This window comes from Amycolatopsis acidiphila (assembly GCF_021391495.1).
Lineage (GTDB): Bacteria > Actinomycetota > Actinomycetes > Mycobacteriales > Pseudonocardiaceae > Amycolatopsis_E > Amycolatopsis_E acidiphila.
Map to the genome: position 1 here is coordinate 5,078,959 of NZ_CP090063.1, position 18,736 is coordinate 5,097,694.

At 70.7% G+C, this 18,736-nt stretch carries 15 protein-coding genes and 1 pseudogene; 13 read left to right on the forward strand and 3 right to left on the reverse strand.

Going from position 1 to position 18,736, the window contains the following annotated elements; all coding sequences use genetic code 11:
* The first annotated feature begins 393 nt into the window (after nt 1-393).
* Nucleotides 394-897 carry a hypothetical protein gene (locus LWP59_RS24840; protein ID WP_144638921.1) on the forward strand — a complete coding sequence of 168 codons (504 nt, stop codon included), beginning with the start codon at nt 394-396 and terminating at the stop codon, nt 895-897.
* A gap of 1 nt (nt 898) precedes the next feature.
* On the opposite strand, the gene LWP59_RS24845 is transcribed toward LWP59_RS24840, so the two are convergent.
* Nucleotides 899-1,648, reverse strand: coding sequence for a hypothetical protein (locus tag LWP59_RS24845; protein WP_144638923.1), 750 nt, complete (start codon nt 1,646-1,648; stop codon nt 899-901).
* A 258-nt stretch (nt 1,649-1,906) separates the two neighbouring features.
* Here LWP59_RS24845 and LWP59_RS24850 point away from each other — a divergent pair, with 258 nt between their 5' ends.
* From LWP59_RS24850 to LWP59_RS24885, 8 genes and pseudogenes are all read left to right on the forward strand, one after another.
* Entirely contained in the window at nt 1,907-2,554 is a 648-nt protein-coding gene (locus tag LWP59_RS24850) for a hypothetical protein (RefSeq protein WP_144638925.1), read from the forward strand.
* Between the two features lie 121 nt (nt 2,555-2,675).
* Complete coding sequence (locus tag LWP59_RS24855) at nt 2,676-3,134, forward strand: hypothetical protein (protein ID WP_144638927.1); 459 nt, start codon at nt 2,676-2,678, stop codon at nt 3,132-3,134.
* Nucleotides 3,131-4,864 carry a hypothetical protein gene (locus LWP59_RS24860; RefSeq protein WP_144638929.1) on the forward strand — a complete coding sequence of 578 codons (1,734 nt, stop codon included), beginning with the start codon at nt 3,131-3,133 and terminating at the stop codon, nt 4,862-4,864. Before LWP59_RS24855 ends, LWP59_RS24860 begins: the two co-directional genes overlap by 4 nt.
* Nucleotides 4,865-4,866: 2 nt before the next feature.
* Entirely contained in the window at nt 4,867-5,016 is a 150-nt protein-coding gene (locus LWP59_RS24865) for a hypothetical protein (RefSeq protein ID WP_191334849.1), read from the forward strand.
* Nucleotides 5,017-5,018: 2 nt separating this feature from the next.
* Complete coding sequence (locus LWP59_RS24870; protein ID WP_144634082.1) at nt 5,019-5,534, forward strand: hypothetical protein; 516 nt, start codon at nt 5,019-5,021, stop codon at nt 5,532-5,534.
* Nucleotides 5,535-5,553: 19 nt separating this feature from the next.
* Entirely contained in the window at nt 5,554-7,095 is a 1,542-nt protein-coding gene (locus LWP59_RS24875; RefSeq protein WP_144634079.1) for an AAA family ATPase, read from the forward strand.
* Between the two features lie 12 nt (nt 7,096-7,107).
* The gene (locus LWP59_RS24880) at nt 7,108-10,557 is read left to right on the forward strand and encodes a CHAT domain-containing protein (RefSeq protein WP_144634075.1); all 3,450 of its coding nucleotides are present in this window, start codon (nt 7,108-7,110) and stop codon (nt 10,555-10,557) included.
* 492 nt (nt 10,558-11,049) lie between these two features.
* Nucleotides 11,050-12,210, forward strand: a pseudogene (locus tag LWP59_RS24885) (transcription termination factor Rho, short form); the annotation flags it as partial.
* A gap of 103 nt (nt 12,211-12,313) precedes the next feature.
* Here the strand turns inward: LWP59_RS24885 and LWP59_RS24890 are convergent.
* Nucleotides 12,314-13,345, reverse strand: coding sequence for a GlxA family transcriptional regulator (locus LWP59_RS24890; RefSeq protein ID WP_308431760.1), 1,032 nt, complete (start codon nt 13,343-13,345; stop codon nt 12,314-12,316).
* Nucleotides 13,346-13,534: 189 nt separating this feature from the next.
* On the opposite strand from LWP59_RS24890, the gene LWP59_RS24895 reads away from it, so the two are divergent.
* The 4 genes from LWP59_RS24895 (at nt 13,535) to LWP59_RS24910 (ending at nt 17,535) form a co-directional block, all read left to right on the forward strand.
* Nucleotides 13,535-14,173, forward strand: coding sequence for an HD domain-containing protein (locus LWP59_RS24895; RefSeq protein ID WP_144634070.1), 639 nt, complete (start codon nt 13,535-13,537; stop codon nt 14,171-14,173).
* A gap of 887 nt (nt 14,174-15,060) precedes the next feature.
* Nucleotides 15,061-15,405 carry a hypothetical protein gene (locus LWP59_RS24900; protein WP_144634067.1) on the forward strand — a complete coding sequence of 115 codons (345 nt, stop codon included), beginning with the start codon at nt 15,061-15,063 and terminating at the stop codon, nt 15,403-15,405.
* 46 nt (nt 15,406-15,451) lie between these two features.
* Complete coding sequence (locus tag LWP59_RS24905) at nt 15,452-16,369, forward strand: NADP-dependent oxidoreductase (RefSeq protein WP_144634064.1); 918 nt, start codon at nt 15,452-15,454, stop codon at nt 16,367-16,369.
* 113 nt (nt 16,370-16,482) lie between these two features.
* Nucleotides 16,483-17,535: a LacI family DNA-binding transcriptional regulator gene (locus LWP59_RS24910; protein WP_144634061.1), complete on the forward strand. Its 1,053-nt coding sequence runs from the start codon at nt 16,483-16,485 to the stop codon at nt 17,533-17,535.
* Here LWP59_RS24910 and LWP59_RS24915 read toward each other — a convergent pair.
* Nucleotides 17,501-18,736 (reverse strand): four-carbon acid sugar kinase family protein, encoded by a 1,236-nt coding sequence (locus LWP59_RS24915; protein ID WP_144634058.1) that lies wholly within the window; start codon nt 18,734-18,736, stop codon nt 17,501-17,503. The two genes, LWP59_RS24910 and LWP59_RS24915, sit on opposite strands and share 35 nt — an antisense overlap.

The following is an 18,736-nucleotide window of genomic DNA, read 5'->3' on the forward strand; positions in this document are numbered from 1 at the left end:
CTGTCTTCCTCGAGGATCGTCGCCGCCGAGCGCACGATGCGCTACAGATCACTGGCCAGTCGACCTGCCCGATCCGTTTCCCCAGTCAGTCATTACCGCAGAATGGCACGGAACAGCGAGTATGGCCACCGATCCTGAGCAGCGGAGCGCAACGAGAGTGTCACTGTCCATTGTGGTGTGACAGGTGGAATGCTGGACGAACCTCACTGGGAATGGGAGGCTGCACGGTATGACGCAGGACGAACAGCCGTCCGAACCCGTTCCGGATGGCCCGACCACCACGACGAACTCCTCCGCCACTCCCGATGATCCCTGGGAGCCATTGCCCGTGACGTCCAAGTTCCGGAGTACGCGGAAACGCCGCGGTGACGCTGCGGAAGCCGGGCAGGACGGGTGACGGAGCCGGAGCAACTGGCGGGTCCGGAGTTCGCGGCGTTCGTCCGCGAACAGCTCGAAGTCGAGGAGAAACGACGGGCCTCGCTCGAAACGCGCAGCCTCGCGGTGATCACCACGTCTGGCACGCTGGTCACCCTGGTGCTCGGCCTCGCCGCACTGGTCACCCAGCGGAAGGACTTCACGTTCCCGCACGCGGCCAGCCCCTGGCTACTGGCCTCGCTCGTGATCTTCGTGCTCGCCACGGTATTCGCCATCGTCGCCAACAGCCCGCGCAGGCACCACCTGCTCGACACCACGACGTTCGAGGAAATCATTCGGCGTCGTTGGTCCACTTCGGCAGACGACGCCGTGAAAACGCTTGCCGTCACGAGGTTGCGGGATCTCGAGCGTGTCCAACGGGTGAACAACGTAAAGGGATGGCTGCTGCTGGCGGCGGTCGCCGCCCAGGGTTGCGCCACCGCCAGTCTCGCCGTGACAGTCGGTCTGCTCCTGACGTACTGAGTCAGAGCGGTCCCGCTGAGCCGATGAGCACGTCCACCACGGGGCGTAGATCCGTCCACGAACTCGTCGCGGAAGACGCGTACACCACGCGGTCATAGCCCCCGCTCCGCCAGAACCAGCCGAGCGCGTGCCGCTGCACACCGTCCTTGGTGAACAGGAACTCCCACGCCACCGTCTCGTCCCCGCTCGCGGTAGTCGCGTTCTCGAGCCGCAACCGCTGGTACCCGTTGCGGATGCCGCTGTTGGTCACCTCGTTCTGCCGCACCGCGTCGAGCAGCGACATGGAGGGCGACGGACTGCCGCCGTAGCGAAGGAACGACCCCGACCCGCTGGGGTCGTCGGCCTGGTCGTTGGACTCGATGGCCCCGCTCTTCACGGGCCAGCTGTCCGGAATGCTCACCTCGACGTCCGCGGGGCCCGTGGCTCGCCGGTACCCGTCGGGCACATCGCCAAAGCCCAGCGAAGTGCTCGTCGACACGGCGGTGCTCGTGGACCCCGTGGTGGTCGTCGTCGTGCTCGTGGTCGGGGCGGTGGAGAACGTCGATGTCGGAGAGGAAACGGGTTGCTGGGCAACGGGTTTCGAATCCCGGCCGTTGACCGCGACCACGACGACCACCGCGGCCACCGCGAGGAAGACGGCGATGCCGGAGGCCATCGCGACGACCGCACCCCGCGACCGCCGCGGCGGTCCCGGCTCCTCCGGCCACGGTTGTGGCGCCGGGGGCTGCGGCGGCGGTGCGGAGAATCCCATCGGAGGGGTCGCATCCGGTGGACCGCTCGCACCGGGCGGGTGGGGTGCTCCCCACAACGGACGGGGTGCGGTCGATCCTTTTCCCGCACCATCGGAAATGGGAAACTCTTCCACGTCGGACACCTCTCGTCTCGGGCCGGAAAAGGACCGTTAGCGGATCGGGACTTCCTCGGCGCGCTCCCACCCGACACAATCGCAGTCACCTCTTCCAACGTTTCGCCCGTACCCGAATCGTCGCCCCGGAGAAAGGTGGAAATCATGTCACTGTCCAAACCGGCCGACGCCGCGGCCCACGATCCGGTACCCGGACGAGTGGTGACCGGCACTGTCGTGCGGATCGATCCCCTGTGCCGGGAGGCGGCGGTGGCGTGGCGGACGGTGGTACTCAACCGGATCGGCGCCGCGCTCGCCGGAGTCGCCCTGGTCATCGCCGCGCTCGCCGGTGCGCCGCCCGGACCGCTCGCCCTGGTCGCCGGCGGCGCCCTGCTGGTCCTGCTCCTCCTCGGCGCGCTGCTGCGCTCGACGCTGCCCCCGGGCGCCCTGCCGGTCGGACCCACGCCGCTCTGGCCGTGGGCACTGCCGTTGCGCGAGGCCGGCCGGGCACGTGAGGTCGACGTGCTCGCCTTCCGGGTCAAGGACATCGCCGGCGCAGAGCACCTGTGCCGCGTGCGAGGCGGTCTCGCGGCCCCCGCCCGCGGGGCGAACGTCGAGGTCTACGGGCGACGCGACGCGTCCGGGCAGCTCCGGGTGAGACAGCTGGTGACACCGGACAGCGGTCACCCCGTCCGGCCCCGGTTCTCCCTCCCCAGCACAATCGCGAGGACGGCCGCCAACGGCGCCACACTCGTGTGGTTTGTGACCGCCGTGATCTTGTTTTCGCTTCCCGTTGTCACGCACTGGTCTTAGCCCGTTCGGGTGGTCGCCTCAGCGGAAATCCGAGGTGGTCGAACCGGAACGGAAAAAGGCGTAATGGTTTCGGCCGGGCGGGCGACAAAGTCGGCAATGACAAATCCGAGGAGCTGACGAAGTGCCCAGACCGCTGATCCACGATTCGAGGACCGCCCGTGTTATCGGCGGTCCGGCAGCGCGCACGTCGAACCGCACCGGCGCGAGGATCCACACCGGCCCCCGTTCCGAGTCCTACCTGCGGGCACTGCGCGCCCTCGACGGTTCGGGCAACCTGGCCGCGGCGAAGGTCGACGAGTTCCTCGACGATCTCCGGCGGGAATTCACCGAACGCCACCACGCGCTGCCGTCGGGCATCGTCGGCACCTGCTACCTTGGCGCACCGTTCGAAGTGCACACGCTGGCGTTGGACGGTTCGATCATCGAGCACTACCGCCACGGGGAAGCGCTTCCCGGCCGCCTCGAAGAGGCCCGCGCCCTCGCTTCCTCCCCCATCTACCTGGCCGTCGAGGTCTATCCCGACCGTTTCGTGTGCACCCGCCCGGACGGAAGCACCGTCGTACTGGGAGGCGGCGCATGACCGACGCGAACACCCGTTTGCTGCACAACCTGAACCGCTCGATGGGGCGCGTGGAGACCACGCAGGTGGCTCTCCAGCAGCAACAAGGCGTCCTGCAGCAACAGGTCGGCCAGCTGGGGGTCACCCAGGACCAGACGCGCACCGAACTGCTGGGCCTGCGCCACCAGTTCGACGAGTACCTGCGCCGCGACGAGCTGCGGCACAACCTCCAGGTGGCACACACCGAAATCGTGCGGGTGCGCCAGGAACTGGACACGAAGTTCGGCCATTTCGGGTCCGTGCGCCGGCTCGCCACGGGCACGCTGCAGGCGCTCGACGTCGGCATCGTCGCCCAGTCGACCATGACGCAGCTGTCCGAGGAGCTGATGCTGCTCACGCCGCAGTACTGGCTGGCCCCCGCGCTCGTCGCACTCGCCGCGTGGATCCGGGACGAACCGCTGCTCGCGAAACAAGCCCTCGACGAGGCGACCCACCGGGACAACGACAAGACTTCGCTGTTCTTCGCGCTGGTGTTGCGGCGGCACCAGCGCAACGAGGCGTCGGCGCGGTGGCTGCGGCAGTACGCGGCACGGCAGGACCCGGCCAAGCTCTCACGGGAGTTCACGGTCATCCTCGACGCGGTCAGCACGGGCGCCTTCGGGCACGAGTCGAAGCCACTGCTCATGGGGCAGATGGGCGAGTGGTACGACCGGCTGACCGAGGACCAGGCCACGGTGGACAGCCAGGTCGACCGCTGGGCACGGATCCTCGACCAGGAACGGCTGCCGATCGGCAGCCGCTACACCGCGCTGCCCGTGATCAGCCCGACGTGGCCCCGGCTCAAGGAACTGTACGAAGGGGCGACGGTGCACGGCCTCGCCGAGCAGCGACTGCGGTCGATCTTCACCGGGCCGGTCCCGGTGAGCGACGACCTCCGCGAACGCGTCGACGAGATCCTCACCAGCCTGGTGACCGGCTACGACCTGGAAGAGGCCCCACTGCGCCGCGAGGAGGGCGAGCTGCAGGCGATCGTGAAGGCCGAAGGGGACAAGGACGCCGCGGCCAAGGCGATGCGGCTGGCCGACCCCGCCTACGAATCCGCAGTGGACTTCTTGACGCTGATCAGCAACGCCGCCGTCGGCGGGAACGGCGCGGGCACGTCGCCGGGCACCCGAAGGTTCGCGGTGGCGCTGGCCAAGGACTGGATCGGACAGGGCGCCGGACGGCTCGAAGCGGCCAACGTGGCAGCAGCACCGCAGGGCGTCGAGTTCGCCCTCGAAGGCTGGAGCGCAGTGGTCGACGGATCGACCGACGAGACGGCGTTGGTGGCCGGCCTGGCCCAGCACATCGACACGCAGACAGCGCAGGCCGTCGCCGCGGTCAAGTTCGGCGGCGGACCGCTCGCGGCCGCCGTCGGCGCGGCAATCGCGACGTTGTTCGCGTTGTCCGCCGCGCTGGCGGGCATCGTCGGGCTCGCGGTGTTCCTGCTGATCGCCGCCGTCGTGGCGGGCGGCGGATCGGCACTCGGCGCACGCGGGCTGAAGCCGCGCAGGCTCGAACTGCGGCGGCAGGGCGAGCAGCGCAAGGCGATCGCGCTGGACCAGCTCCGGGGCGGCATAGCCGAACTGGTCGACCTGCGTGCGGAGTGGGAAGGGCAGCTCGCCCTCGCGCCACGCCTGCGGCAGTACCTCGACACGCTCACCGGTGCGGCGTTCGCGGCGCCGGCGCCCGACCAGAAACGAGGAGCCTAGCCATGCCCCGCCCCCTCGCCAACCGCGACGACACCCCCCGTCCGCCCGCCCCACCGCCCCCGCCGGTCCAGGAGCGCGAGACGGCGCTCGCGTTGCCGGACTGGGACCTGCTGCCACCGGCGGAGTTCCTCGTCCGGCGCAGGCGGCGCTGACCGTGCGGCCCATCAGCGGTCCGTACGCCGACTGGGTCGACTGGCTACGGGCGTTCGGGCGAGGAGTGGACCTGCCTGGCGGCCACCTGCCGTCGTGGGACGCGGAACTCGGCCCGCAGCTGGTCACCCGGCTCACGCAGCACGTCGCCGAGGCGTTCCACAACCGGCAGCGCCGCTGGAGCGAGGCGCTGCACCGGGACCAGGAGATGCTGGTCGCCGATCCGCGGCACGCGGCCGCCGCGCTCGCCGTCGTGCTGGCGGGCTGCCGGAGCAGGCTGGCGCCGCTGGTCGCGCTGGCCGTGCATCCCGCACTGCCCGAGCAGCTGCGCGAGAGCCTCCGGGCAGCGCTTACCGAGACCGTCCATTCGGCACAGCGGAGCCTCCGGGACTCCGCCCGCGAGCTGCCACTCGACCTGCAGGCAGTGATCAGGGCCAACGAACTGCTGCCCGCCCTCACCCGCCCGTCGCCCGCGCCCGCCGGCACGGCGCCGCGGCGGCGGCGAGTGATCCTCGACTGACCGGAAGGACGAAACCAGCATGCCCAACGGGGCGGAGACGAAGGCCCGGGTCGAGTCGTACCTGCTCGCGCGGATTCCCTTCGTGTCGATCCGCACGGTGGAACGCGGCCGTGCCCTGGAGATGCTCACCGAGCTGGCCCGGGAGAAACAGCTCGACGTCATCGTGCACACCCTCAGCCAGGGGCTGCGGGACCTGCGCACCAAACAGGTGGTGTCGGACGACAAGTCGCTGCTGGGCGCCCTCGACCTGGCCGGCGAGTGGTTCCAGTCGCGCGCGAACCTGACGGTCGTGTTCACCGACGTGCAGCACCTCGGCGACGACAACGACATCTCGCGCCGGTTCGTCGACCTCGCACAGCTGGCCGAGGAGCAGGGCGGCTGCATCATGGTCGTCAGCGCCGATCCCACCTGGAACGCGTTGCAGCGCATGGGCATGGCGGTGGCGCTCGACCTGCCCGACGTGGACGAGATGCGCCGCGAGATCGTCGAGTTCCTGCGCCAGTACGACTCGGAGATCCGGATCGAGTGGGGGCCGGCGGAGTTCGACGAGGCCGCGTCGATCCTCACCGGTGTCACCCGGATCGAAGCGCTCAACATCCTCGCCACGCTCGTCGTGCGCAAGTCCGTGACGAAGGCCGAACTGGTGGACCTCGGCCGCGCCAAGGACTCGATCTTCGGCGACCTCGCCGGGATCGAGCGGGTCGCGGTGCGGCCGGGCGACCACCTCGTCGGCGGCCTGGCCGGGCTGCGCCAGTGGCTGGATCGCAAGCGTCCGCTGCTCACGATGGACCTGCGCGACCGGGACCTGCGGCCGCCCCGCGGGGTGCTCCTGGTCGGCGTGCCCGGGTGCGGGAAATCCCTGTCCGCCAAGGCAATCGCCTCCGACTGGCAGCTTCCGCTCTACCGGCTGGACATCGGCTCGGTGCTGGGCACCTACGTCGGCCAGTCGGAGAGCCGGTTCAAGGAGGCGCTGGCCACCGCGGACGCCGTCGCGCCCTGCGTGCTGTGGATCGACGAGATCGAGAAGGGCCTGGCCGGATCGGGCACCGACAGTACGGGCGTCACCACCCGGCTGGTCGGTCAGTTCCTGTACTGGCTGCAGGAATCGCGCGCCCGGGTCTTCGTCGTCGCGACCGCCAACGACGTGCGGGCGTTGCCGCAGGAGCTGCTGCGCAGCGGCCGGTTCGACGACATGTTCTTCGTGGACCTGCCGGAGGCCGACGAACGACGCGAGATCATCGAGATCTACCTGCGCAAGTACCTGCGGGTCCCGGTCACCGCGGAGATGCTGGGCGAGCTGGTGGGGCTGAGCGAGGGTTTCGCGGGTTCGGACCTGCAGGCCGCCGTCGCCGAGATCGGGTACGAGGCGAAACGGGTGGGCGACGAGAACGTACCGTTCGAGTACTACCGGGGCTCGTTCGCCAACATCGTACCGCTGGCCCGGTCCGCCCCGGAGCGGATCGAGGAGGTCCGGCTGCTGCGCGACCGGGCGATCCCGGCCTCCGGCCGGGTGCGCGACCTGCCCGAGAAGCCCGGTGCCCGCCGCGTGGTCCTCGGTTAGGCCCGGACCACCATGACGACCACGGACCGGGACGAACAGCTGCGCCGGGAGGCGGCCAGGCTCGAGGCGCTGCTTGACGACGAGCAGATGACCGAGGAGCGGTGGCTTGCGGAGGCCGAGGACTCACTCGCCGTGCTCGCCCGGCTCGCCGAAGACCCACTCGTCCCCGTCCGGCTGCCCGGCTGCACCGCACGGATCCTCGCGCTGCGCTACGCCGTCACGTCCGAAGTGGACGATCTCGACAACACCGCGGACCTGCTCTCGGCCACCGTGCCCACCCTGCCCGGCAGCTACCCTGATCTGGTCGAGGAGCTGACGCTGCTCGCCGACGCGCGCCGGGAGCAGTACCGCATCCGCGAAGACCGGACCCTGCTGCCCGAAGCGATCGAGGCCGCCACGCGCGCGACCGCAGTGCTGGGGCCGGACCACCCGCTGGCGCCCGCGTGTCATCTCCAGCTCGCCGAGCTGCGCTTCCTGCTGTCTGACTGCGAGCCCCGCGGAGACACGCTCGACCGGATCGCGGAAAGTCTCGCGATCGCCGTGCGAGGAGACGTGACGCCCGAGGAATGGGGCTGGTACGGGGAGATCCTCTACGAGCGTGGCACCGCGAAGGAGGATCCGGCGGACCTGCGCGCCGCCGCCCATTGGCTGTCCCGGGCCGCCGAGCAGCAGGACGACGCCTGGCTGAGCTGGGCCACGGCGGCCGACGCCTGTCTGGCGCTGTTCGACCTGACGCAGGACATCGCGGCGGCCGACCAAGTCGTCGAGTACGCAACGAGGGTACTCGGACTGCCGCTGCCGAAACCCGAGCTGGCACAGGAGTACCACTACCACCGCCTGAACGCCGCGTTCCTCGTCGGCGAACGTCCTGGCCTGCGCGCCTACCTCGGCGCGCACCCGGCACTCGACTGGGTCGCCCAGGCGCAGTCGGCACTCGACCTCGCGGACGACCCGGACGTCACCCCGCTGCTCGCCTTCCAGGTCACGTCCGGCTGGATCTACCTGATGTCCCACGTCCCGGAACAGGTCGCCCCCAGGATCGCCGACCTTGCCCCACTTTTCGAGAACCTGGACCGGCTGCTCGAGCTCGCGGGCCAGTTGTCGGACGTCCCGCCCGAGTACCACCTGGTGCTGGCCGCGGTGGCCGAGCTGATGCGGAACCAGCAGCGGATCGTCTACGGCGACCGCGACGCCGGCTTCCAGGCCACCCGGGCCGCGCTCGCGTGCCCCGAGCTGGCGGACCTGCATCCCACGTTGCGGTCGATGATCGCGATGGCGAGTACTCAGGTCGGCACGGCTACCGGCGCACTCGCACCGCTCGACGCGGGGTTGGGCATGCTGATGAGCCACGATGTGTCGGACGACCGCGAAGCATCCGCCATCGGACTGTTCTTCGAAGCGATGGCGCAGTTCCGGCTCGGAGCCCAGCCGTCCGAGTCCTACCCCAAGCTGCGCCGCGTCTGGGAAATGCTGATGGCCTTGCCGCCCGGCCCCTCGACGGAACTGGTGACGGCGATGGTCGAGTCGCTGGTCCGGGTCCTGATGGCGGGTCTCGGGGACAGCCCGCCGCCCACGTCGGCGCACGCGGCGGCGAACCGGCTCTGGACCGCCGAGTTGGTCCAGCCGATGGTCCTGGCAGAACGCGTCACCGTGGCTGCGATGGCGAAGGACAGCGCGACGCTTCGCACCGTCTGCCAGGAGCTCGACCTTGGCGGGTCGACGGGGTTGTCGGGACCGATCCGCGGGATGGCGTACAACGAATTGTCCAAAATGGATCCGCACGACAGCGAAGCGCTCCGCGTCGCGATCGAGGAGTACGAGGCCTACGTCGCGAAACTGGTCAGCGAGCGGCACCCGAGCCTGGAACACTTCGCCCTTGCTCTCGCCGAGGCGCTTCGCCGCCGGAACGGGCCCGGCGACCGGGCGCGGAGCAGGCGGCTCGGGCTCGAGGTCCTGCGGAACGCAGCCTGGTCGGTGCTGCTGCAGTCCGGCAGTGAGGCTGCGTTGCGGGTCGCGAGGTCGGCAACCGCGGCGGCGGACCGGGTCACGGCGTGGTGCAGGGCGGACGGCTCGTTCGAGGAGCTCGTCCAGGTGCTGGACGAGCGGCGCGGGCTCGTCCTGCGCGCCGCGAACAGCAGCCGCACCATCACCGAACAGCTCGCCGACCTCGGCGAGACCGGGCTCGCCGCAAGGTGGGAGGCCGCATCCGGCCACGACGACGAGCTCGTGCCCGGGCTCGACCCGCACTGGGGCGCCCTGCGGCGGTCGGTGCTGCGCACGTTGGGTGCCGAAGAACTGGTAGCTCCGACCAGTGTGGACAGTCTGCGGGCAGCTCTGGGCGTACACGGCTCGGACCTGCTCGCCTACCTCGTGCCCGGTACCGATTACCACGGTGCACTGCTGGTGGTGGTTCCGGTACGTGGGAACGTCATCGTGGAAGCGCTTCCCGGACTGGAGAGCGGGTCCGCACTCGCGGAGTACCAGGCAGCCTACGACCAGTGGTACCAGGCGGACGATCCCGCCGGCGAGGAGTACGAGCGATGGCGGGAGGCGCTGCGCTCGGTATGTGCGTGGGCCTGGGCTGCAGGGGCGTCACAGGTGCTGCGGGCCGGACGCGCCGTGGCGGGTGGCCGGGATCCCCGCGTCGTGCTGGTGCCCGTCGGCAACCTCGGCGCAGTGCCGTGGCACGCCGCCTTCCGGCGGATCGAGGACAAGGAGCGCTACCTCGTCCAGGACGCGACCGTGTCCTACGTGCCGTCCGGGCAGCTGCTGTGCGAGGCGGTGCACCGCCCGGAGGTCACCAGCGGACGACCGGTGCTGGTGGGCAACCCGGCGGGCAACCTCGGCCCGGGCGCGTACGAGGCGTTTTCGGTCCGCGAAGCGTTCTACCCGGCGGGCTCCCTCCTCGGGACGCTGCCCAGGCCGTGGGTCGCCGACGGGGCCGGCACCGCCGGGGAACTGCTGGAGCGGCTGGGCGGCCCATTGCCGCTGGTGCACTTGGCCTGCCACGCTGAAGCCGACCTGCGGCAGCCATTGCGGTCCACAATAGAGCTCGCCGACGGGGACGTGTCCTCGACGGAACTGCTCAGGCTGAGCCCGACTCGCGCACTGGAGCTGGGCCTGGCCGTGCTGGCCGGATGCACGACCAACGCGTCGGGCGTCGACCATGACGAGGCGCTCAGCCTGTCGACGACGTTCCTCGCGATCGGCGCCCGCACGGTGATCGGCTCCCTGTGGCTGGTGCCGGCGGGCCGCGCCACGGTCCAGTTGATGTTCCTGTTCCACCACAACCTGCGCCAGCACGGGCTACCGCCGGCGGAGGCGTTGCGCCGCGCGCAGCTGTGGCTGCTGGACCCACAGCGGAGCTGTCCGGACACGATGCCGCTCGCCCTCCGCGCACTGCCCCTCGACCCGGACGACAGCATCGAGTGCTGGGCGGGTTTCACCCACCAGGGGTGCTGAGGGCGCGGCGGCCTCCACGCCGTCCGCTGTCAGCCCTGGAAGCTGCCGCCGAACTGGGCGGGGACCAGGCCGGCTCGTTCGGTGCCGGTTTTGATCAGGCCCAGGATGGCGTCCGCGACTTGCCCGGGTGTTCGGGGCCGGGGCCATGGCTGTGTGCCAGCTGGGTCGCCGCGGCTCGCGAAGCACCCGAACAAGCCAGCGCCCGCACCACCGCTGCGGAACACTGTTGCGCGCCGATCAGCGAGCCGGTAGCCTTTGCTTTGTCTCGTTCTTGTGGATGCAGGCAGTTGTCGTCCCCCACAAGAACCTTTGATTCCCCAGATCCGGCCGTAGACCCGGCTTTTTGCTGAAGCCACTCCCGGCAAGGGCGGGGACCGCTCCGCGGCGTGCGCCGGGTTGTCCCGACCTGGTCGCCGCAACCTCCATCGATCATTGAACTCAGGAAGAATCCCTATGTACGACAACCATTTTCCCAGCCGGCCTACCGAACCAGGCACCGCCCACGAGCTGCGAGAGGAGGACCGCACGCAACACGTCGCCGGGATTGTCGACGTGGTGGGCAACCGCGCCTTCGTGCGCACCGATGGCTACCTGCCCGGGCCGTGCGACGTCCTTGTCCCGCCAGGGCTGCTCCGCGAACACGGGCTGCGCCGCGGCGATTCCGTCACCGGCACGTCCCGGACCACCGGCAAGAGTGACTCTCTCTCCGGAGTGGACACCGTCAACGGGAAACACCCGCGCCACATCAGGTCCCGCGCCGTGTTCTCCGAACTGGTCCCGCTGTATCCGAACGAACGCCTGCGGCTGGAGACCGAACCGCGCGTCCTCACCACGCGGGTCACCGATCTCCTGATGCCGGTCGGCAAGGGACAGCGCGCCCTGATCGTCGCGCCGCCGAAGGCCGGCAAGACCTCCGTGCTCCAGGCGATCGCCCAGGGGATCGCCAGGAACCACCCGGAATGCCACCTCATGCTCGTCCTGGTCGGCGAACGCCCGGAGGAAGTCACCGACCTGGCACGCGCCGTGCCCGCCGAGGTGATCGCCGCGACCTTCGACCGCCCGCCCCGCGAACACATCGCACTCGCCGAACTGGCCATCGAACGCGCCAAGCGCCTGGTCGAGCAGGGCCAGGACGTGGTGGTACTGCTCGACTCGCTGACCCGCCTCGGCCGCGCCTACAACTTGGCCGCACCGGCATCGGGACGGATCCTGACCGGCGGCGTCGACTCGGGCGCCCTCGTGGCACCGAAAAGGTTCCTCGGCGCGGCTCGCAATATCGACAACGGCGGCTCACTCACCATTTTCGCCACGGCGCTGGTGGAAACGGGCTCGGCCGGCGACACGCTGATCTTCGAGGAATACAAGGCAACCGGCAATGCCGAGCTCAGGCTGGACCGCGCGATCGCGGGCAGGCGCGTCTATCCTGCGGTCGACATTGGACAGTCGGGCACCCGCAAGGAAGAACTCCTGCTGCCCCCCGGGGAACTGGCGGCCACCCGCGCGCTGCGCCGGGCGCTGGAGGGCAACCGGGACAGCCGGCAGGGCATCGACCTGCTCCTCGACGGCCTCCGCAAAACGCGTACCAACACCGAGTTCCTCACCCAGCTCATGCGGACCACCCCGCCCGACCGCCAGGGTGCTCGTGCCGCCTGAGGACGACCCGTGCCTCACCGGGCGCGGACGAGCGCGAGGGCTCGGGCGACTGGCGTCTGCCGGCCGATCGGAAGTGCCGGGGACACCGGCTCTCGGGAGCGAGCTAACCCGCGCCGGCGCGGCGTGCGTTGCGGAACCGTCGCTGGTAGGCAGCGGGGCTGAGAGAAAGCTTCCTGGCGAAGACGCGGCGCATGCTTTCGTAACTGGGGAACCCGGCGAGCGTGGCGGCTTGCGTCGCGGTGTGCCCTTGGTCGAGCAGGGCCCTGGCCAGGTCGAACCGGATGTTCTCCACGTACCGCGCCGGTGTCGTGGACAGTTCGTCGCGGAAGAGCCGGGTGAGCTGCCGGGTGCTCACGTTGAGGTGTTTCGCGAGCGCACCGAGCGAGTGGTCCCCGCCGGGGTTCGCCGTCACCCGGTCGGTGATGGTGCGGAGGGCGGGCGAACGCGGCGGCGGCCCTTGCAGCGGAGCCGAGAACTGCGACTGTCCGCCCGCACGCTGCATGTAGACCACGAGAGCGCGCGCGACGTCCCGAGCCACGTCCGGTCCGTGGTCCTCTTCGACGAGGGCGAGAGCCAGATCGATGCCCGCCGTCACCCCGGCGGAGGTGTAGGTGGTGCCGTTGCGGACGTAGATCGCATCGGGTTCGACGCGGCACGTCGGGCACCGGACGGCGAGTTCGTGGGTGACCTGCCAGTGCGTGGTCGCGCGCTTGCCCTCGAGGAGGCCGGCGGCGGCGAGGACGAACGCTCCCGTGCAGATCGACGCGACCCGGCCGGCCACCGCCGCCGGTATCCGCGCGGCGTCCGCCAGCTCCTGGGGGACGCGGGCGCGCGGGTAGCGGTCCGCACCGGCCACCAGGAACGTGGCGGGGGCCGACTCGCCCGACACGGCGGCGTCGACCGCGATCCGGATGCCGAGGTTCGACGTGACGTCCGCACCGGTCGGTGACACCAGCACGATCCGGTAGTCGGCGCCGAACCGGTTCGCCTCCTTCAACACCTCGGCGGGACCGGCGACGTCCAGCAGGGTCACTCCGTCGTAGACCAGGATCTCGACGCGGTGCGGGACCGGGTGCCCGGCTGCCCCGGGCGACGCCGGACGACGGGTCGTCGGCAGCGCGGAAGACGGGGGCACAGGCCATTGGTAGCACACCGCTCCCCTGCCCCATGGCCGTCACCGAGCCGAAACGTGGCTCACGGCCGCGGTCCTGCCGTGTCCGGATCTGAGTGGTTCCTGGCCCGAAGGGGGCGGCGCCGTACGCCGACTGGTCGGCAGCATGGAAGCCGGACCATCCACACACTGCTCCAGGAAAGCGCAAAGGTCATGTCAGAGGTCATCGCGGGGTTGGACGTTCCCGAGACAGCGGCGGTCGCCGAAGCGACGCGGCTCATCCAGGAGACGACCAGTCCCCTCATCTACCACCACTCCCGGCGGGTTTTCTTCTTCAGCCGAATGCACGCGCACCAGCTCGGCGTGAAACCGGACCCGGAACTGCTGTACCTGGCCGCCATGTTCCACGACGCCGGTCTGCTGACGCCCTTTTCCGACGTCGAACAGCGGTTCGAGGTCGATGGCGCCGACCACGCCCGCAAGTTCCTGCTCGAGCGCGGTTTCTCGGCCGCCGCCGCGGAAACCGTGTGGACGGCGATCGCGCTGCACACCACGCCGGGCATTCCCGGCCGGATGGGCCCGGAGATCGCCAGCACGCACCTCGGCGTGCTGACCGAAGTCATCGGCCTCGGCCTGGACCGGTTCGAGCACGACCAGGTCGAGGAGATCCTCGCCGCGCACCCGCGCGGGGACTTCAAGAACGAGTTCCTGCGAGCCTACGTGGCGGGGAACAAGAACCGCCCCGAAACCACGAACGGCACCGTGAACTCCGACGTGCTCGAGCATTTCATCCCCGGCTTCCACCGCACGACCACGGTGGAGCGCATCGTCGGCTCCCCCTGGCCCAGCTGATCAAGACACCCAGAAGGCAACGCTATGAACGGTGCGAGCCGTCGCGGGAACGGCGGCCGTCTCGGACGAGGTGCCTCCTTCGCCGTGCTGGTCGCCGCCAACGTGCTGATGATGGCCACCGCGAGCGCCCCGTCGCCGATCTACCCGTTGTACCAGCAGCGGTGGGGCTTCTCGGTCACGATGCTCACGGTGATCTTCGCCGGCTACGTCGCCGGCCTGCTCGGCGCTCTGCTGACGGTCGGGTCCCTGAGTGACCACCTGGGCCGCCGACGGGACCTGGTCGCTCGTGATCGCCCGCGTGGTGCAGGGCGTCGCCACGGGAACGGCCACGGGCGCACTCGCTGCCGGGCTGGTCGAGTTCTCGCCTGCGCGACGCCCGCATCTCGGGCCCACGATGACCGCGGTGGGCACGAGCGTCGGCATGGCGACCGGGGCGGGGGTCGTGGGGCTGCTCGTCCAGGTGACCGCCCATCCCGACGCGGTCGTCTTCCCCGCCCTGACGCCGGCGTTCGCGGGCCTGGCCGTGGTGGTGCTCACGATCCCCGAGACGCACACCCGGCGAGCCGGTGCGCTGGTCTCGCTGCGACCGCGAGCCCGCGTGCCCCGGGAGACCCGGCCGGAGTTCCTCGCCTCGGTCCCCGCCGTCGTCGCCGGGTGGTCCATGACCGGACTGTTCCTCGCGCTGACCCCGTCGCTGGTGACCGACGTCCTGCACGTGCGGTTCGGCGCCGCGGGCGGCCTCGCCATCGCGGTGCTGTTCCTCGCCAACAGCGCGGGCCGGGACCTGGGCCGTCCGGCACACGGCACGAGGAGCCACCTCGCTGGGAGCGGTCCTGCTGACCGCCGGGTCCGCCGGACTGGCCGCGGCCCTGGCGCTGACGTCCGCGATGTTCTTCGTCGCCGGCTCGGTCATCGCCGGGCTGGGCGTCGGCCTGACGTTCAACGGAACCCTCCGTGGCATCAGCGCCGCCACCACCGCGACGGCGCGGTCGGAGGTGTTCTCCGCCGCCTACGTGATCAGCTATGCGGCACTGAGCCTCCCGTCCCTCGCCGCCGGCCTGCTGGCGCGTTCGTGGGGCCTGGGATCCACGGCTTACCTGTACATCGCGTTCGTCGGCGTGCTGTCCTTGGGTGCCGCCGTCCACGCGGGTCGACCACGCGCCCGTCTGCGCCCCGGCGACGTGGTACCCGCGAACCTCGAGACCGTTCGCCCCGAGCGGACCCCGCACTGAGCCCGAACCACCTGCATCCGCCCGAACGTCTTGGAAGGACCCGAGCATGCGAGCCATCACCGTGCGAGACCGCGACGCGGGCGTCGGCGGACTCACCCTCACCGACCTGCCTTACCCCCACGCCGCCGAGAACGACGTCATCGTGCGGGTGCACGCCGCGGGCTTCACCCCCGGAGAGCTCGACTGGCCGGGAACGTGGACCGACCGCGCGGGCCGCGACCGGACGCCCAGCGTCCCCGGGCACGAACTGTCCGGAGTCGTCGTCGAGCTGGGCTACGGAACCACCGGCCTCACCGTCGGCCAGCGGGTGTTCGGCCTGACCGACTGGACCCGCAACGGCTCCCTGGCCGAGTACACCGCGGTGGAGGCTCGCAACCTGGCCCCGCTCGCGGCCGACATCGAGCACACCGTGGCCGCCGCGCTGCCCATCTCCGGACTGACCGCATGGCAGGGACTGTTCGACCACGCGCGCCTCACCACGGGCCAGACCGTGCTCGTCCACGGCGCCGCGGGCGGCGTCGGCTCCATCGCCGTCCAACTCGCCCGCGAGGCAGGCGCCCACGTGATCGGCACCGGCCGGGCCGACGACCGCGACGTCGTACTCGGCCTCGGCGCGCGGGCCTTCCTCGACCTGGGCACCGACGACCTGGCGAGCGTCGGCGAGGTCGACGTGGTGTTGGACGTCATCGGCGGCGACGTCCTCCAGCAGTCCACTGCGCTCGTACGCCCCGGCGGCACCCTCGTCACCATCGCCGCGCCACCCACCCTCCAGCCCCACGACGGCCGGGCCATCTTCTTCGTCGTCGAACCCGACCGCGCCCGGCTCGCCGACCTCGCCCAGCGCCTGCGGGACGGACGACTCAAGCCGATCGCCGGCCCCGTGCGACCGCTCTCCGAGACCGCCGACGCGTTCGCCCGCCGCCGGCGCGCCCCCGGCAAGACGATCATCCAGGTCACGGGATGACAAGGAGCGCGGCATTCGTGATCGGCAGCCGGATCGCCGGTGACCCCGTGCCGGGAATCCGAGCCTCGTGACCGAAGCGGCCGGCCGTTCCTGTAATCCTTTACGCTGGGTTGGTGGCAGAACGATCGCGGAGACGTCAGGGCCAGCGGACGGTCAGTATCAGGGATGTCGCAGAGGCCGCCGGGGTCTCCGTGGCCACGGTCTCCCGCGCGCTGAGCGCCGACTCGGCCAGTTTCCAGATTCGTCCCGAGACCCGGCAGCACGTGCTGGAGACCAGCGCGGCCCTGGGCTACCGTCCGAACGACCTCGCACGGGCGCTGCTGCAGCAACGTACCTCGGTCATCGGCGTCATCGTGCCCGACATCGCCAACCCGTTCTACACCGGCGTCGTGCGCGGCATCGAGGACGTCGCCTCCGAGGCCGGCTACCGCATGGTGCTGTGCAACACCGACCGTGAACCCGACCGCCTGGACAAGTACCTCGAGACGTTGGTGTCGAGCCGGGTCGACGGTGTGCTCATCGCCGGCGGTGCGGCGGACACCCCGCTCGACGTGGACGTCTTCACGCGGTACCACACGAAAGTGGTCGTCGTGGGCAGGCACGACGTGGCGTGCCCGTCGGTGCAGCTCGACAACGTCGCCGCCGGGGCGGCGATCACCGCGCACCTCGCCGGGCTCGGCCACCGGCGGATCGCGCTCATCGCCGGTCCCGGCGACTCCCGCACCATGCGCGATCGCCTGGAGGGTTACCGCAGCGCGTTGCGCGCACACGGGCTTCCGCAGCTCGACGAGCTGATCAGGCGAGGCGAGCTGGACGAGGACTCCGGCTATCGCGCGGCGGGCGAACTGTCCACGATGGACGTTCCCCCGACGGGCATCGTGACGCTCAACGACCGGATGGCGGTCGGCGCTCTCGCGGCACTGCATGATCGGGGCATTTCCGTGCCCCAGAAGGTATCGGTCACGGGATTCGACGACGTGTCGTTCGCGTCCTACGTCCGGCCGAAGTTGACGACGGTCTCGGTGCCGACCTACCGCATCGGCACCACCGCGGCCGAGCTGCTGCTCAGCGCGCTCCGCGGCGAGCCGGACAGCGACGGGGGCAAGCGGGTTGTGCTGCCCACCGAGGTGGTCATCCGGGACAGCTCCGCGCCGCCGCCGGCGTAGCGCTTCCGGCGGCGTCGACCAGGAGATCCGGGGCACCCATCTGACCGCCCTTGAAGGCGATCTCGATCGTGGAGCCGTCGTCGAGCCGGGCCGTGCACAGCGGTACGGCGTCGGCGAGCCGCGCGAGCATCGACACCGATCGCACGCCGAGGGCACGTGCGACACTGGTCGAGGTGTCGCCGCCACAGACGACGAAGCGCCGCGCGAAGCCGTCCCGGTGGATCCGCCGTGCCGCGGCGGCGAGCGCTCGCCGGATCCGCGCACCCGAACCGTGCCCCTGATCGTTCGGTGCGCGCACGATCACGGGCACCCCGTCGCGCAAGGCCCGCACCGCCTGGCCCGTCGCCGAGGTCCGGAACACCGCGAAACCCGCCGATTCGGCGTGGGAGAGCTGCTCTGCCGTCACCGGCGAGCGGCTGCCCGACAGCACGACCGTCGCCGGTTCCGGGTCCACTGTGGACGCCGGGAGCGGGGTGCGGCCGAGCAGCCCGGCGACGCCGACCGCGACGCTCGACGGGCCGGCCACCAGGTAGGGCGTCTGCGCTCTGCCGAGCACCGACCGGCCGAACGCCCCGACGTGCTCGTCGGTGAGCGCGTCCACCACCAGCAGACCCGGCTCTGCGGTGGCCAGCGTGGCATCGAGGTCTTCCAGCTGCGGCAGCGGCAGGCTCCGCACCGGCAGGCTCGTCTGGGACGCGAGCATCCGCACCAGGTCGGCTTCCCGTGCGGGCGTCGTCGGATGCCGGGACATGCTGGGGTGACGGTCCAGCCGGTAGGTCCGCCCGTCGAGACCGTAGGTCGCGAAGAGGTTGCCGAAACAGCAGTAGCGGCCGAGGTGCGGGCACCCGCCCAGGACGGGAACGACGTCCTGGGCCAGCGCCCGCGACCCGACGGCCAGCGCGTGCCCGATGTTGCCGACCCGGGCCGAGGAGTCGAAGGTCGAGCACACCTTGTACTGCACGAGCGCCGCACCGAGCCCGGTCAGTGCCGAGAGCGCGGCGAGCCACTCCCGCTCGAGCTCCTGGATGCCGACGATCCGGCCGCTGCCCGCGATGCCGACGCACTCCAGGCCCGGATACGCGGCGAGCTCCGCCGGTTCCGGTGGGGACAGGAACACCGCGGCGGAGACGCCGGCGAGCGTGTACCGCTCGAGCACGTCCGTCGCGCCGGTGAAGTCGTCGGCGTAGTAGGCCAGCCGCAT

Bases quoted from the DNA above. Each gene is read 5' to 3' on its own strand.
- LWP59_RS24900 (WP_144634067.1), top strand. From the start codon at position 15,061: ATGTTCTTCGTCGCCGGCTCGGTCATCGCCGGGCTGGGCGTCGGCCTG.
- LWP59_RS24850 (WP_144638925.1), top strand. From the start codon at position 1,907: ATGTCACTGTCCAAACCGGCCGACGCCGCGGCCCACGATCCGGTACCC.
- LWP59_RS24845 (WP_144638923.1), bottom strand. From the start codon at position 1,648: ATGGGATTCTCCGCACCGCCGCCGCAGCCCCCGGCGCCACAACCGTGG.
- LWP59_RS24905 (WP_144634064.1), top strand. From the start codon at position 15,452: ATGCGAGCCATCACCGTGCGAGACCGCGACGCGGGCGTCGGCGGACTC.
- LWP59_RS24865 (WP_191334849.1), top strand. From the start codon at position 4,867: ATGCCCCGCCCCCTCGCCAACCGCGACGACACCCCCCGTCCGCCCGCC.
- LWP59_RS24860 (WP_144638929.1), top strand. From the start codon at position 3,131: ATGACCGACGCGAACACCCGTTTGCTGCACAACCTGAACCGCTCGATG.
- LWP59_RS24875 (WP_144634079.1), top strand. From the start codon at position 5,554: ATGCCCAACGGGGCGGAGACGAAGGCCCGGGTCGAGTCGTACCTGCTC.
- LWP59_RS24895 (WP_144634070.1), top strand. From the start codon at position 13,535: ATGTCAGAGGTCATCGCGGGGTTGGACGTTCCCGAGACAGCGGCGGTC.
- LWP59_RS24880 (WP_144634075.1), top strand. From the start codon at position 7,108: ATGACGACCACGGACCGGGACGAACAGCTGCGCCGGGAGGCGGCCAGG.
- LWP59_RS24915 (WP_144634058.1), bottom strand. From the start codon at position 18,736: ATGCGGCTGGCCTACTACGCCGACGACTTCACCGGCGCGACGGACGTG.